The sequence below is a fragment of the Cohaesibacter gelatinilyticus genome (genome assembly GCF_900215605.1).
In the GTDB taxonomy this organism is placed as follows: domain Bacteria; phylum Pseudomonadota; class Alphaproteobacteria; order Rhizobiales; family Cohaesibacteraceae; genus Cohaesibacter; species Cohaesibacter gelatinilyticus.
Map to the genome: position 1 here is coordinate 103,629 of NZ_OBEL01000004.1, position 15,013 is coordinate 118,641.

Below are 15,013 nucleotides of genomic sequence, written 5' to 3' on the forward strand. Positions count from 1 at the left end.
CATTGAACATCGGAACAAAAGATCAAAGCTGTACCCAGCCTTCTGGTGGCTTGCCTTTTCCGGGATGGACGCTGCCGCATTTCTTGCAGGTCCGAGCTTCGACATTGGCATGGAATGCGTCGTAGATCTTTGGAAGTGCGCTGACGATCCCCTCAATGCCATCGAGCGTCACCTCTTCACGATGCAAAAGAGCCTCACATTCAAAGCAATACCATTCAAAGCCTTCTTTCATGCCTGGTACACGCGGCGCTTCGACAACAATGCCGAGCGAGCCTTCCTGAGGGCGCTGCGGTGCGTGGCGGACATGAGGTGGCAACATGAAGACTTCTCCTTCACGAATTGGAAGGTCATAGATCTTGCCGCCATCGGCAATCTTGATCATCATGTCGCCCTTGATCTGGTAGAACCATTCTTCAACGGGATCATCGTGAAAATCACAGCGTGCAGTGGGCCCACCAACCACCATGACAATCATGTCACCTTCTTTGTGTAGCAATTGATTGCCGACAGGAGGCTTCAGTTTGTCAGCATTCTCTTCGACCCATTTTTGAAAATTGAAGGCTTTGAGTTTTGGATGGTGTGCCATATGCGTTTCCTCTCTATGCGAGATCCAGGCTTATTCTTTGGATTTTAAACAATCTTGCGCGTGTGCCAGACATTCTTGACTGTCAAATAGCTTTCCAGTCCCTCTGTGCCGCCTTCTCGGCCATAGCCACTGGATTTGACACCACCAAATGGCGTCTCCGGTAGAGAGGCTTCGAGGGTATTGATCGAGAAATTGCCAACCTCCACTTCATCGATCATCTGATCGATATAGTCGGCACGGTTGGTGAAGGCATAGCCGGCAAGTCCGTAAGGAACGGCATTTGCTTGGGCAATTGCCTCATCAAGATTGGCAACAGGATTGAGAACTGCGATCGGACCGAACGGTTCTTCTTGCATGATTTGGGCGGAGTGAGGGACGTTGGTTAAAACAGTTGGTTGGAAGAAGTAGCCAATGTCACCATGACGACCACCACCAGTCAAGAGTTCGGCCCCTTTGGCAACCGCGTCCTCAACCAGTTTGGTCAAAACAGGAATACGACGCTCATTGGCTGTTGGACCCATCTCAACCCCTTGATTGATGCCGTTGCCAACTATTGTGGCTGCGGCGCGTTCAACAAAATGGGCTTTGAACTCCTCAAAGATGCTTTCATGGATGAAATAACGCGTTGGTGAGGTGCAAACTTGCCCTGCATTGCGCATCTTGCGAATAGCTCCGCTGATCGCGGCTTTTTTGACATCGGCATCTTCGCAGACAATGACCGGAGCGTGACCGCCAAGTTCCATCAGGACCCGAGTGTCATATTGGGCGGCTATGCTTGTCAGATGACGACCCACTATTGTGGAACCGGTGAGCGCCACCAGTTTGATGTCAGGTTGAGGGATGAGAAATTCCGAGATTTCGGAAGGAACCCCAAATACGAGATTGAGAACTCCAGCCGGAAGGCCTGCATCTTCAAAGGCCCGAACGATATGAACAGCTCCACCCGGTGTTTCTTCAGCTGCTTTCAAGATAATGGAGCAACCGGAAGCCAGGGCACCAGCGATCTTGCGAGCGGGTTGGCTCATCGGAAAGTTCCAAGGGGAGAAGGCTGCGACCACACCGATTGGATGATGATGGACAGAGAGTTTGGAGCCATGTGCTGCCGGGATCACACGTCCATAGGTGCGCATGGCTTCGCCCGCATCCCATTCAAAGAATTCAGCCCCCCGAATGACTTCCAGACGCGCTTGAGCAAGAGGTTTGCCATGCTCGGCCGTAATCGTTTGCGCAATCTCTTCCTGTCTCTCGCGCATCAGGCTTGCTGCTTTGAGGATGATATCTGCGCGTTTGCGAGGAGAGGTTTCTCTCCAGATCTTGAATCCTTTTCTGGCAGCGCTCAGAGCATCCTCCAGATCATCGATATCAGCACAGGGAAGGCGCCCCAGCTCTTCTTCCGTAGCTGGATTGACGACGGGGACGTCGCGTTTGGCTTTGCGCCATTTGCCATCAATGAACAGATGTAAATCGGGATACATAAACGAGCGCCTCCTTGAAAGTTCCTTCCAATTCGCGCAGATTTGCTATCCGTTTCAATCTAATCCAAAGAATTCAGATATCGGATTTTTGAATATCAAAGATGCCGATCTGGTTCAGATGCCTCAATTCGATCAATCGTTCTTGCCTTCGACCTCGTCGAAAAATTCACGGGTAAAGCCGACATGCTCGATTAGCAATGCCTTTGCCTTGGCTTCGTCACGTTCAATAACCGCATTCATCAGCAGGGTATGATGCTCGATGCCCAGAAAGCTGCGGCTCTTGCTCAAAAGACCATCATCTCCGAGATATTTGTCGCGATGGCTGCCGGTGAACATACTGAAGAAATGACGGTCCAGATGGTTCGAGATCTGATCATAAAAGAGCTTCAGCCAAGGTGAGTTAGCTGCACTGAGGATGCATTTGTGAAACTCTCTGTGACGCTCGCTCCATGTTCTCAGGGCTTCGAAGTCCGTCACCTCTGTGGGGTTGGGTGCTTTGCTCAGCAAATGATGGGCTGACAGAATGCTCCCTTCCCACCTGTCATCGCCATGTTTCATGGCCTCCACCATAAGAGCTGTTTCGACCACAAGGCGGCATTTTTCCAGATCTGCAAGCTCGGTTTGAGTGACCGGTGCGGCGCGAAACCCACGATTATTCTCCATAATCACAAATTTCTCGCTCTCTAACTGGCGAAGCGCTTCACGAATTGGCGTTGCACCCAGTCCGCTTTCTTTTCCAAGGGGTTGGATGCGTATTGGAGCGTTTGGAGGGATCTTGGCTTCGACAATTTGTTTGAGCAAAAACTGGTAGGCCAGCTCCGATTTTGAGCTGTTGGAAGCGTCCATGGATTGACTCCGATTAAGAATCATATACGATTTATAAAATCATATATAATTTGATCTATTCAGGTGAATTACCTGTCGCACATATAGTTTGAGAAGGAAAGTCGATGTCTCTTCATATCAGCCGTGAGCATGCAGAAATGTTGGATAAGAAAGATCCAATAGCCTGCAAGCGCGATGAATTCTTTATTGAGGAAGGCACGATTTATCTGGATGGCAACTCCCTCGGGCCAGCACCAAAATCTGTTTTTGACAGCATTGATGTGACCATGCGTGAGGAATGGGCCAAAGGCCTGATCCGCAGTCACAATACGGCGGGCTGGTTCATGCTGACTGATACCTTGGGAGATAAGATCGCAAGGTTGCTTGGTGCAGGGCAGGGTGAGATTGTTGTGTGCGATACGACGTCCCTGAATATTTACAAAACACTGCATGCTGCCCTGTCCATGCAGCCGAACCGAAAGAGGATAGTGGCGGAAGCTACATCTTTCCCAACCAATCTCTATATGGCGGAAGGTGTTGCTTCAACGTGCAGGGATGTGAGTATTGCCCTGGAGGGGAGCGACGGTGACGCGATTGAAGATCTGATCGATGAAGACACCGCAATCGTGATGCTCAACCATGTTGATTATCGCTCTGGTGTCATTCGTGACGTGAAAGCCATCACGGAACTGGCCCATTCAATGGGGGCGATGGTGATGGTGGATTTGTGTCATTCCGCTGGCGTGATCCCCGTTGATTTGCGTGATCTGAATGTCGATTTTGCTGTCGGCTGTACCTACAAATATCTCAATGGTGGCCCAGGTTCTCCTGCCTATGCTTATGCCGCGAAGCGTCATCATGGCAAATTCACCCAGCCATTGTCCGGATGGCACGGCCATGCCGCTCCTTTCAAGTTCGAACAATCCTATCGTCAAGGTGAAGGCGCGCGCGCCCTACTGTGCGGCACCCAGCACACTCTGTCCATGCGTGCCTTGCAATCGGGGCTCGCCATTTTTGACGATGTGAGCGTCAGTGAGTTGTATGAGAAGGGCAAAGCCCTATCCGATTTCTTTGTTTCCCTGGTCGATGGATTTGCCGATGAGCTTGGCGTTGGGTTTTACAGCCCAAAAGATGTGAACCTGCGCAATGGCCAGGTGTCTCTTACCCATGAAACCGGTGGCTATGCCATCGTTCAGGCCCTGATTGAGCGTGGCGTGATTGGCGACTTCCGTCAGCCCAATGTGATGCGGTTTGGTTTTGCACCGCTCTACTTGCGCTATGTCGATATTTGGGATGCGGCCAATCATTTGCATGATGTGCTCAAAAGCAAAGAGTGGACCCATGAACGTTTCAATGTCGTGGCGACAGTTACCTGATCATCTGGTGTCAAGGGAGCATGAACGGGATGGCAATCAAAAACATTCTTGTCGCTTACAATGGTGGTGCTGCATCAGATGCAGCCCTTCACCTGGGTGTGCAGATGGCTCGCAAATATGATGCGCATCTGACTGGCATCATGGCACACGGGATTTCATCAACGACCAGGCATATGCCTGCTTGGCTGTCGGCTCATATTCGCCAAAGCATAGAAGAGACATTTGAAGGGCATGGGGCGGATGTTCGACGCCGCTTCCATGAACAGGTTACGGCAAATCTGACGGCTGATCGAACGCATTGGTTGGAAGTTGAGGATGATCCGGACCGCAGTGTCGCAACATTTGCGCGCGTGTTCGATATCACGCTGGTTGGGCAATATGAAAATTTGTCGGAACAGGATGCAATGCTGCTCCATCCCGATCGCATTGCTTACGATGCCGCGCGCCCGGTGATCATCGCTCCCAAGAGCTATAAGGCAGAAAGGCTCAATGAAAGGGCGGTCATTGCTTGGGACGGTGGAAAGACGGCCGCGCGCGCAATGATGGATGCGATGCATGTTCTGGAGACCAAGGAATTTGTCTCGGTTGTGACAATTGGAGAGGATTGTTTCAATCGCATCCCGAAAAGACTTGATATCTGCGCGCTTCTTGCTCGTCACGGCATCCGAGCCGAGCATCAGATATTGCCGCTCAAACGAGAGGGAGCGGCCGCGACACTGCTTGATTATTGTGACACATCTGACTTCGGCTTGCTTGTCATGGGGGCTTATGAACGCGCCAAATTTGCCGAGGATTTGACCGGTGGCTTCACCGAAAGGGTTCTTCGCAACATCACACTGCCGACCTTCGTTTCGCACTGACGAACGTAAAATATTGTCGAAAAAACCAGTTTCAGAATGGGAGGAAACCATGAAACTTGCAAACTTTGTAAAAGCCACCGCCATTGCGGCCATGGCGTCAATCACAGCCCTGGCAAGCCCTGTTGTCGCTGCCGGTTGGGCTCCTGATGAGCCGATTGTGCTACGCGTCGGGTTTGGTGCAGGCGGCGAAACCGACACGATGGGGCGTGTGTTGGCTGCGACAATCGAAAAACAGACCGGTTGGGATGTGGTTGTAGAAAACCGTCCAGGCGGCGGCGGTGTCGCCATGTTAAGCGGTCTGGTTTCGGAAAAACCAAATGGTCTTGTTCTTGGTATGGCCGTGAATATTCCGCCGCTCATGATGCTGAATGAACGGCCGGACACTCTACCCTTCAAAATCGATAGCTTTGATTATATCGGCACCATTGCACTGGCTGAAACATCGCTGATTTCCAGCTCAAAGGCCAAGTTCAACTCTGTTGAGGAGTTGGTTGCCTATGCAAAGGAAAAAGGCTCTGCCTCCATTGCTTGGGATGCTCCGGATCTGAAAGCTGTGATGCAAAAAGTAGGGGCAGATGAGGGTGTGAAGTTCCGCATGGTGAAAGCCGAAAGCGGAGCGGAAATGATTAAGCTCTTGTTGGGCGGGCAAGTCGATGCGGCATTTGGCACGGGCGCTCACCTGCCATTTGTCGAGGATGGACAGGTCAAGATTCTCTCCAGTCTTTCAGACAAGCGCTTGAGTTATGCGCCTGAAATCCCGACCCTGATCGAAGCAGGTCACAATTTTTACATCGCACCTTACTTCTATGTGGCCGCACCGGGAAACCTTCCTGCTGATGCCAAGGAAGCTCTAGCAAAGGCGATGGAGAATGCGGTCGCTCATGAAGACGTAAAGACTGTTGTCCAGAATACCGTGCGTGCGCCTGCAAATAATCTGGGACCGGACGGCACACGCAAGATGATGCATGATGCCTTTGGTCCAATCGGCAAGCTTTTTGCCAAATAATTGACAACGCCTTAGCCAGATCTTTGCTGGCTAGGGCATTTTGCGTTGGGGGACCCATGTCGCTTCACCGTGCCTCTGGCATTTTTTTTCTGATATTTGCAGCTGCAATGTATTGGGTGGTTATTCCGGCACAAACCCATGTTGTTTATCCGGATGGATCTATTCCGCCCGCTGTTCTGCCGACATTCTATTCCCTTCTGATTGGAGCCTTTGCGTCGATTGTCGCTCTGCAATCAGATGGTGAGACCGACTTCGATATGGTGCAAATGGCAAAGGTAGCTGCCTTTTTCCTGCTCACCACAGCGGGTGTCTGGTCAATGAAGCGTCTTGGATTTGAATATGTGGCACCCGTCATGGCTGGACTGTTGCTTCGGGTCGTTGGAGAGCGTCGGCCTCCTTGGATCATCCTTGGCGCATTTGTCTCTCCGCTGCTCATCTGGGCATTTTTCGAAATCGCTCTTGGTCGTTTGCTTCCATAAGGAAAGTTAGAGATGGTACCTTTCGATGTGATTATGGCGGGCTTGTCCGGTAGCTTTGCACCTATGGTTCTGCTCTATATTTTTGCCGGTGTGGTCATCGGACAGTTTGTCGGGGCGGTGCCGGGCATTGGGCCGATCATGGCCATAGCCATTGCTATTCCATTCACCTTCGTCATGGACCCGTTGGTCGGAATTGCATTTCTTGTGGGCATAGGAAAGGGTGGCCTTGTCGGTGGGGCGGTGCCCGCTGTTCTCATCAATACACCTGGCACTCCAGATGCGGCAGCTACGGCGCTTGATGGCTTTCCACTTGCAAGGCAGGGGAAGCCGTTGAAAGCGATGCGGATGGCGCTCTATTCTTCCGTGACTGGCGATACGGTCAGTGACATCGTTCTCATCACAATCTCGGCGCCACTTGCAATCGTTGCTTTGCAACTTGGTCCTGTAGAAATTCTCTTTCTGTTGTTGTTTGCCTTTACTGTCATTGTATGTCTGGTCGGTGGTTCTGTCACAAAAGGTGCCATAGCGCTGTTGCTCGGATTGCTTTTTGCGACTATTGGCCTTGATCCGGAATATGCGACCCCGCGTCTGGTTTTCGGCTTCACCCAGCTTTATGACGGTGTGCCGCTGGAGGCGATTGCTCTTGGTATTCTTGTGATGCCAGAGGTTCTGCGCCGCCTTGCTGATGGAATAGGCATTGCTCGCCCTGCAGTGGTTATTCCGGATGATCAACCAAAAGCCGACAAACAGATCTCATGGGTCGAATATTGGGAATGTCGTTTCGCCATGATGCGTGGCGCTTCCATCGGGACATTGCTTGGTGCATTACCCGGGATCGGTTCAACCGCAGCAGCTTTTATTTCCTATGCTTCGACCAAGGAAAGTTCGGATGATCCCAAATCCTTTGGTCGTGGGAACATAGCTGGCATTGCCGCGGCAGAATCCGCCAATTCAGCTGTGGTTGGGGCCAATTTGATCCCGCTTCTCACCCTCGGAATTCCCGGAAGCGTCGGCGCAGCTCTGTTGATCGGTGCCTTCAAAATCCATGGCATTCAGCCAGGGCCGCTATTGTTCAAACAGCAAGCCGAACTCATTTATGGATTATTTGGTGCCATGATCATCGCCAACTTCTTCAATTTCTGGGTTGGGCAAGTCGGAATGCGCGTTTGGGCAACAGTCGTGAAGGCGCCTGAGGCTTTCATTTTCTCGATTGCATTGCTGCTCTGTATTGTTGGCGTTTATCTGGGAGCTGGGGGCATGTTCGGCATCTATGTGATGCTGATTTGTACCGTGATCGGATTGGCTCTCACCGCTGCTGGTTATTCCGTTATTGTCTTCATCATCGCTTTTTTCCTCGGAAGCCGTTTTGAAACGACCATTTCCCAAGCTTACTCTCTGACAGAAGGCCATCCCGCAGAATTGTTGAACTATCCGGTTGCTGTCGCACTGCTGGCGGTCAATCTATGTTTCCTGTTTCTCTTTGCGCGCAAGCGTTTTAGAGAGGGCAAAAATGCAAGAGAGCGGGCGTGATTTGATCTTGCCATCTGCCATCGAGGATCCTTTCCAAGAACGACTTTGTCTTGGTATAAGATTTATCGATGGCAGAATATCAAATTCTTCGTTGTAGTTATTGCAGAAGATCTCCCATCATCGTGGCACTCACAATGGGAGGTGATAATGAAATATTGGAACGTAATGAAATCTGGCTTGGCTGCTGCAGCTCTGGCTTGCGGGCTGGCTTCATCGGCACAAGCGGCAGAGTTCCGCCTCGGCCTGTTGACCCCGCCACCGCACATCTGGACGAAAGCAGCACAAAGCTTTGCGGATGATTTGAAGAAGACATCAGGTGGCAATCATAGCGTTACGGTCTTCCCGGCGCGCCAATTGGGCAATGAAGCGCAAATGCTGCAGCAATTGCAGACTGGTGCATTGGATATGGCCTTTTTGACAGTGGCTGAAGTCTCCAACCGCGTACCTGATCTGGGTGCCTTTTATGCGCCCTATCTTGCAAAAGACATCAGTCATGCCGGACGTATCTTGCGCTCAGAGCCAGCCAAAGATCTCTTGAAAACCCTGCCGGGCAAGGCCGGTGTGGTCGGGCTTGGCTATGGAATGGCAGGTTTGCGCCAAATCGTATCGCGTGTGGATGTTGCCTCCGCCAAGGATTTGAGTGGCCTGAAACTTCGGATCACGCCTTTTGCACCTATCTTTGATTTCTATGAAGCGATTGGTGCAGCTCCAACGCCGATGCCGCTGCCAAGTGTATATGACGCGCTTGCCAATGGTCAGGTGGATGCCATCGATATGGATGCTGAACTGATCTGGGTGCTGAAATATTATGATCATGCCAAGATGATTGTTCAGAGCGATCACATGATGTTCCCGATGGTGGCGCTTGTCTCTGCACGTGTCTGGAAGACCATGTCCAAGGAAGATCGTGCCATGATTGGCAAGTTGATGGCCAAGCATGTTGATGGCACCATTGATAGCTATATCGCCAAGGAAGCTGACTGGTTGCAAAAAATTCAGGGCACGGACCGTTCTTTCAAGAAAGTTGGTCCGGATTTCTTTGGGGACGCATTGAGCGCGTGGGAAGCGAAATGGAGCAAGAAAGCACCATCTCTTGCTGCCATTCGTAAAGTGGCAGAAGAAACCAAGTAATCAATGCTATAAGGCGCAAGTGGGGGCTTGCGCCTTATATTTTGTAATTTTCCCTTTCTGGGCAAAGTGAGGTCTGGATGATCAGGCGATTTTCGACATTTTGGGCCGAGCTGGAACTCAAATGCGCTGCATTGCTGGCTGCTGGTATTACTCTTCTCATTCTATTGAATGTGATCACCCGCACCATTGGCATTGCCCTGTTCTGGGTGGATGAACTGGCAATCTATCTCATGATCTGGATGACCTTTTTTGCGGCATCTGCTGCTATTCATCACAAGAATTCAGTAGCGGTGACACTTCTGGCGGATGCCTTGGATTACAAGCAGCGCCGTCTATTGATGAGATGTGTTGATGTTATTCTGTTCGCCATGGCTCTGGGTATGATCTATTTCTGCTGGCGCTGGTTTCTGCCTTTGGATTTGCTCCAGGCAGGATTGGACATCGAAGTATTTCAGGGTGAAACCTTCAATTTCATCTATTCCGAGATCACCAATACTCTGCCGATCCGAAAGGTCTGGGTCTGGCTCATCATGTGGTTCTTTGCCTTTGGCCTGTTTCTGCACAGCCTGAACAATCTGCTACATCCTGCCGATCAACATGCTGACCAATCTGGAACATCCTGATGACTGCTATCGTTTTTGCGCTTGGCCTGTTGATGGCCGTTCCTGTTGCATTTGTGCTGATCCTGACAGCCATCTGGTATGTGTTTGAAAGCGGTAATACCGTTCTGTACGATAGTTTTGCCCAGCAGCTTTTCTCAGGTCTTGAGAATTATGGCCTGCTTGCTATTCCGCTTTTCATGATTACTGGCGAATTGATGAATGAAAGCGGCATGACAACGCGTCTGGTGAACGCAGCGCGTGTCTTTGTCGGTGGCTTTCGTGGTGGCCTTGCTTATATCAACCTTCTCGCCAACATGTTCATGGCGGCCATCATCGGCTCTGCAGCCAGTCAGATTGCAGTCATGAGCCGGGCCATGGTGCCAGCCATGGAGAAGGACGGTTATAGCCGTGGTTTTGCGGCTGCAACGACGGCGGCAGGAGGATTGTTGGCTCCCGTCATCCCACCATCCATGTTGTTCGTGATTTATGGTGTATTGGCTCAGTTGCCCATCGGCGACATGTTCATTGCTGGCATCATTCCCGGGCTGTTATTGTCCCTTGCCTTTGCCGTGGTGGTGACTATCATCGGCTTGGTTCAGGGATTTCCCAAAGGGGAGTGGATGGTGCGATCCGAGGCAATATCTGCCCTTATCTCTTGCCTTCCTGCCAGTTTGATCCCACTGACGATCATCGGAGGCATTCTGTTTGGCATTGCCACACCAACGGAATCTGCTGCTGTTGCGTCCTTCGTGGCCTTCCTGATGGCGCGCTTCTCATCCGAGAAGCTCTCCTTGTCGCGCCTTTTCACCTTGTTGCGCCGAACGGCTGTCAATTCTGGCATGGTGATTTTCATGATTGCGGCGGCGAATGTCTTTGGCTGGGTGGTAATCTATGAGGCATTGCCGCAGAAACTGGCCAGCTTGATCACAACCATCACGTCCGATCCGTTCATGTTCCTGTTGATCGTGAATGCAGTGCTGCTGATTGTTGGCATGCTGATTGATGGCATTGCAGCAGTTATTCTGGTCACGCCGATCCTGCTGCCTATCGCGACGGGTTCTTACGATATCGATCCGTTCCAGTTTGGCGTGGTCATTTGCATCAATCTGGTGCTGGGTCTGCTGACGCCTCCGGTCGGAGTGGGGCTGTTCATTGCCTCCACAGCCAGTGGAGCACGCATAGGCGAGATCTTGGCTTCGCTCTGGCCATTCCTTCTGGCCGTGGCGGTGATCCTGATCATGCTGTGTTATTGGCCGTCCTTATCGACGATGCTGCTTTGAGCATCGACAGCGATATCTTGCAAGGCGCGCAACAAAGCCTGCGCAGCAGGAGAGAGGCGCGCCTTTGCATTATAGGACACCCCCACCGGACCGGAGCCAAAGGGAACTTCCCAATCCAGAATGGCGAGATTGCCCTGAGCCACATCCTGTTCAGGCACATGGCTCGGCATTAAGGAAATCAGGGGTTGGGTCTGCAAAAGTGCGCGATTGGCCAGATAGGATACTGACTCTAGCGATACAGCAGGTGAAGCCACATCTTGTGAGATGAAAAAGCCATCCACCCGGCGGCGCAAACTGGTTTCAGGTGGTGGCAGGATCCAGCCGTAATCCTTAAGCTGCTCGAAACTAAGATCTTTGGTTTCTGCCAGAGGATGATGGCTCCCTACTACGGCAACAATGCTTTCATCAAACAGTTTTTGCTGAGCAGTGCCATCGCGATGGCGGCTGACGGGCAAACGTCCGACAACCATGTCAATCTCGCCGGTACGCAAGGCTGGCATCAGGGCATCATTGGTGCCTTCGACCACTTTGATCATCACGTTGGGACGCTCTGCCAACAGGCGTTCAATGGCTTTGGGCAGAATCCAGGGGGAAGCGGCAAGGAGTGAGCCAACCACGACCCGGCCGGAGCTGCCATCATTGAGGTCGTCCAGTTCCTGCGCGGCATTGGCAACCTGCGCCAAGATCAATTGTCCATGGCGGATCAGAGCTTTGCCAAATTCTGTAGGAATGACACCGCGATTGGTGCGATCGAACAGCTGCACTTCAAAATCCAGCTCCATGTCCTGGATCATCTTGGTCGCAGCGGGTTGTGAGACATTCAGATCTCGCGCAGCACTTTGAATATTGTTGTGTCGCCCTACGGCGACAAGCAATCGCAATTGTCTGAATTTAAGACGGGTTTGAACCTTCTCGACAATTCGTGTGTGCCGACTGACCAATGGATGCTCCTAGAATTTTAGCCGTTCTGCATATTGGGTTATGTTAGCGATTACACTCATGGCTGCAAGAGCAGAGGTGCGGGGATTGGAAGGCATAGGATTGCATTCGATTTCGAATTTGCATTTTCCAAAAGCGCCTTCGGCTTCAATCTCATGAATGTTGCGTTCAATGGAAGGGTCGGCGACCAGCTCCACCATGGTTTCGTCAAAACCGATACCGGAGAGTGCAACAGCGGCTGCAACGTTGGCATTCTTTGGATATTGAAGAGCGGCTTCTCGTGCTGTGCCTCGGAAATGCTGTTGTGGTCCTTCAAACTCGCCGTCCAAATCCAAAACATTCTCAGCCGGGGAACCTTTCCAACTTTTGGGTGGTTTACGGCCTTTATAGCAGACAGATTTCAGTGTTCCGGTTCGTGCGGATCGCAGGATATCAAGTGCGCCAATGGCCCCAGATGCAAGAATGATATTGCTATCGCCTTCGTTGGCGGCCTGATAAAGCCTGTCATGAACGCTTTGATCTGCAAATGCACCAATGGAAACAGTGAGCAGATCATGGCCAGCTCTTAAAATGTCTTCGCCATGAGCCATCAAGCCTCCATGTCCGGCGCAATCGACAAACAAATCGATTGTGCCTTCGATATCGGCAAATGCTCTGGCAAATTGCAGATCTTGGGGGAGCCTATCGCCATCAGGTGCCTTGAACGATGGAGATGCGATGACTGCGGCCACCTGATGCTCTGAATTTGCCAGTTGCTCAATTACATAATTTGCAATGGTGCCATAGCCGATAAGGGCAAGTTTCATGGAGCAGTCCTTTCAATGTTGCTAATTCAATAGCTGAATTGAAAGGCTTCTGATAACGGTTTTTGTTATATCAAGATATTTTCTTTCGATTTGTCTTTCCAAACGCAAAGACCATACTCGCCACGAACAACCTACATAACCGGGTGTGCTCTCGCACCTTGGTGTTTTTGGTGCCGATGGATGATCGGTTACAGCGGTTCCCGAAAAGTTATTCGGCTTTTCGGATAAGAGCTCGCTTTAAGGAAGCTGGTGATGAAATATTCCAAACATGATGCAAAAGATTATGCCCGTGCCAATATGAAGGGCATCTGGGCCGCAGCACTGAACCCGTTCAATAATGACATGTCTTTGGATGAGGCTGGTCTTCGCTCAAACATTCGTCACTGGGTTGATGATCTGGATATTCAAGGCCTTTTCATTGCGGGAAAGCAGGGCGAATTCTTTTCCATGAGCCTGGAAGAGCGCAAGCGCAATTTTGAAATTGCGGTCGATGAATGCGGTGATAAAGCGGGCACGATCATGTCGGTCTCGGACCAGAATTTCAATACGGTTCTGGAACTGGCCCAGCATGCCCAAGATTATGGTGCGGACTATATTGTGGTTCATGCGCCAGTTCTGAGCTTCGTGCAGGATCGAGGCGAGGTGCTTTATCAATATTATAAGGCGCTTTGCGACAAGCTTGATATTGGAATTGCCATGTGGAGCCATCCGGACAGCGGCTATCTGATGAAACCGGAAGAATGCGCCCGTATTGCAGATTTGCCCAATATTGTGGCCATCAAATATTCTGTTCCGCGCGATATGTATGTGAAACTTACCGGAATGGTTGGCGACAAGATTCACGTCTCCACGGCAGCGGAACACGAATGGATGGACAATATCGAGGAGCTGAATTGGAAACTCTATCTCTGCTCCTCTCCGCCTTATCACTTGCAGACCAAAAATGACAAACGCATGCATGACTATACACAGCTTGCATTCGAGGGGAAATTTGCCGAAGCTCGCAAGGTTTGCGACAGCCTGAACCCGGTAAGGGATGCCATGGCTCGATCTCGTCCTGCGGACAAACCGCAAGCCTTTGGCAAATATTGGCAAGAGCTTTTGGGGCAAGTCGGCGGCCGCGTGCGCCATCCTATGCTGGAGCTGACCGAGAATGAAAAAGCGGTCATTCGTGAAGCTTTTGAGGGATGTGGGCTGAAGCTCTAAAACCCGACTATATGATCTCATCCAATTGTGGAGACTGACAGTGGGTGAGCTACTCGCAATCCTGTCTGCCGCCTTTTACGGTCTGGCGGGTGTGACAATCGCCAAGGGACGCCACGATTCCAAAGGGGATAATGGCGTCTTTCTATCTGTTGTGGTGACGGCTCTTCTCAGCTTCTTTCTGTGGAAAGGGAGTGAAGCCACTCAACAGAACGTAATAGCGCAGGAAATCTGGATTGTGGCAGTTATGCTGTTTGCAGCTGCCGGGCTTTTCTCAACAGTGCTTGGCCGTATCACCATGTATCGCTCGACCGAGTTGATTGGCTCGGTCGGGGCAAGCATGACGCGGCGCTTGATCCCGATTTTTGCAATCCCTATCAGTATCTTGCTGATCAGAGAATGGCCTGTATCCAATGATCTTGTTGGGGGACTTCTGATCTTTTTTGGAGTTTTCGTCTTCTGTGCGAGGAGAGGGCAGCTTGAGCTGTCAAAAGGATTGCTTCTGGGGATAGCTTCTGCCGCCTGCTACGCGTTGTCCTATGTCTTGCGCAGAGCTGGGTTAGAAGACTTGGCTGATCCCGCATTTGCGACTTTCATTGGAGCTGCAACCGGACTGCTTGTCTTTTTAGGATTGGCTCTCGTAGCGAATAATCCTAGAGAGAAACTGCACTATATGACGATTGATCGAGGGATTTGGCCGCTCTGCACCGCGACATCACTGGCGATTGGTCAAACTCTGCAACTCTATGCCTTGCAAACCGCGTCAGTTGCCATTGTTGCCTTCATCGGTTCCATCGACATTCTTTTCACCACACTCTTCGCCGCTCTCCTGATGGGAGACAAAAATATTCGCAGTTTACGCTTTTTGCTCGCAATTCTGTTTGTTCTTGCTGGTTCGGCATTTCTGGTGTGATT

General features: G+C 51.1%; 15 protein-coding genes. 10 read left to right on the top strand and 5 right to left on the bottom strand.

Translation table 11 applies throughout. The features are described from left to right. Positions 1-22: 22 nt before the first annotated feature. The 3 genes from CRO57_RS16460 to CRO57_RS16470 form a co-directional block, all read right to left on the bottom strand. Positions 23-586: a 3-hydroxyanthranilate 3,4-dioxygenase gene (locus CRO57_RS16460; protein WP_097154581.1), complete on the bottom strand. Its 564-nt coding sequence runs from the start codon at positions 584-586 to the stop codon at positions 23-25. A 44-nt stretch (positions 587-630) separates the two neighbouring features. Beyond that, the gene (locus CRO57_RS16465) at positions 631-2,061 is read right to left on the bottom strand and encodes an NAD-dependent succinate-semialdehyde dehydrogenase (protein ID WP_097154582.1); all 1,431 of its coding nucleotides are present in this window, start codon (positions 2,059-2,061) and stop codon (positions 631-633) included. Positions 2,062-2,193: 132 nt separating this feature from the next. Next, entirely contained in the window at positions 2,194-2,907 is a 714-nt protein-coding gene (locus CRO57_RS16470; RefSeq protein ID WP_170956147.1) for a GntR family transcriptional regulator, read from the bottom strand. A 104-nt stretch (positions 2,908-3,011) separates the two neighbouring features. Between CRO57_RS16470 and kynU the strand changes: the two genes are divergently transcribed. The 8 genes from kynU to CRO57_RS16510 all read left to right on the top strand — a co-directional run bounded on the left by kynU (position 3,012) and on the right by CRO57_RS16510 (position 11,150). Next, entirely contained in the window at positions 3,012-4,262 is a 1,251-nt protein-coding gene (kynU, locus tag CRO57_RS16475) for a kynureninase (protein ID WP_097154584.1), read from the top strand. A gap of 29 nt (positions 4,263-4,291) precedes the next feature. Next, positions 4,292-5,122, top strand: coding sequence for a universal stress protein (locus CRO57_RS16480; protein WP_141401265.1), 831 nt, complete (start codon positions 4,292-4,294; stop codon positions 5,120-5,122). Positions 5,123-5,171: 49 nt separating this feature from the next. After that, positions 5,172-6,128 (top strand): tripartite tricarboxylate transporter substrate binding protein, encoded by a 957-nt coding sequence (locus tag CRO57_RS16485; RefSeq protein WP_097154586.1) that lies wholly within the window; start codon positions 5,172-5,174, stop codon positions 6,126-6,128. A gap of 56 nt (positions 6,129-6,184) precedes the next feature. Continuing rightward, positions 6,185-6,607 carry a tripartite tricarboxylate transporter TctB family protein gene (locus CRO57_RS16490; protein WP_097154587.1) on the top strand — a complete coding sequence of 141 codons (423 nt, stop codon included), beginning with the start codon at positions 6,185-6,187 and terminating at the stop codon, positions 6,605-6,607. Between the two features lie 12 nt (positions 6,608-6,619). Continuing rightward, the gene (locus tag CRO57_RS16495) at positions 6,620-8,137 is read left to right on the top strand and encodes a tripartite tricarboxylate transporter permease (RefSeq protein WP_097154588.1); all 1,518 of its coding nucleotides are present in this window, start codon (positions 6,620-6,622) and stop codon (positions 8,135-8,137) included. A gap of 147 nt (positions 8,138-8,284) precedes the next feature. Further along, the gene (locus CRO57_RS16500; RefSeq protein ID WP_097154589.1) at positions 8,285-9,268 is read left to right on the top strand and encodes a TRAP transporter substrate-binding protein; all 984 of its coding nucleotides are present in this window, start codon (positions 8,285-8,287) and stop codon (positions 9,266-9,268) included. A gap of 77 nt (positions 9,269-9,345) precedes the next feature. After that, positions 9,346-9,891, top strand: a complete 546-nt coding sequence (locus tag CRO57_RS16505) for a TRAP transporter small permease (protein ID WP_097154590.1) — start codon at positions 9,346-9,348, stop codon at positions 9,889-9,891. Beyond that, positions 9,891-11,150: a TRAP transporter large permease gene (locus CRO57_RS16510; protein WP_097154591.1), complete on the top strand. Its 1,260-nt coding sequence runs from the start codon at positions 9,891-9,893 to the stop codon at positions 11,148-11,150. The genes CRO57_RS16505 and CRO57_RS16510 overlap by 1 nt, the downstream gene beginning before the upstream one ends. Here the strand turns inward: CRO57_RS16510 and CRO57_RS16515 are convergent. Together CRO57_RS16515 and CRO57_RS16520 are read right to left on the bottom strand one after the other, a co-directional pair. Continuing rightward, complete coding sequence (locus CRO57_RS16515) at positions 11,117-12,091, bottom strand: LysR substrate-binding domain-containing protein (RefSeq protein ID WP_097154592.1); 975 nt, start codon at positions 12,089-12,091, stop codon at positions 11,117-11,119. The genes CRO57_RS16510 and CRO57_RS16515 overlap by 34 nt on opposite strands. Before the next feature lie 9 nt (positions 12,092-12,100). Beyond that, complete coding sequence (locus tag CRO57_RS16520) at positions 12,101-12,895, bottom strand: aspartate dehydrogenase (RefSeq protein ID WP_097154593.1); 795 nt, start codon at positions 12,893-12,895, stop codon at positions 12,101-12,103. Positions 12,896-13,147: 252 nt separating this feature from the next. On the opposite strand from CRO57_RS16520, the gene CRO57_RS16525 reads away from it, so the two are divergent. Together CRO57_RS16525 and CRO57_RS16530 are read left to right on the top strand one after the other, a co-directional pair. Continuing rightward, positions 13,148-14,101: a dihydrodipicolinate synthase family protein gene (locus CRO57_RS16525; RefSeq protein ID WP_097154594.1), complete on the top strand. Its 954-nt coding sequence runs from the start codon at positions 13,148-13,150 to the stop codon at positions 14,099-14,101. 40 nt (positions 14,102-14,141) lie between these two features. Continuing rightward, positions 14,142-15,011: an EamA family transporter gene (locus CRO57_RS16530; RefSeq protein WP_141401266.1), complete on the top strand. Its 870-nt coding sequence runs from the start codon at positions 14,142-14,144 to the stop codon at positions 15,009-15,011. The last annotated feature ends 2 nt before the right edge of the window (positions 15,012-15,013 follow it).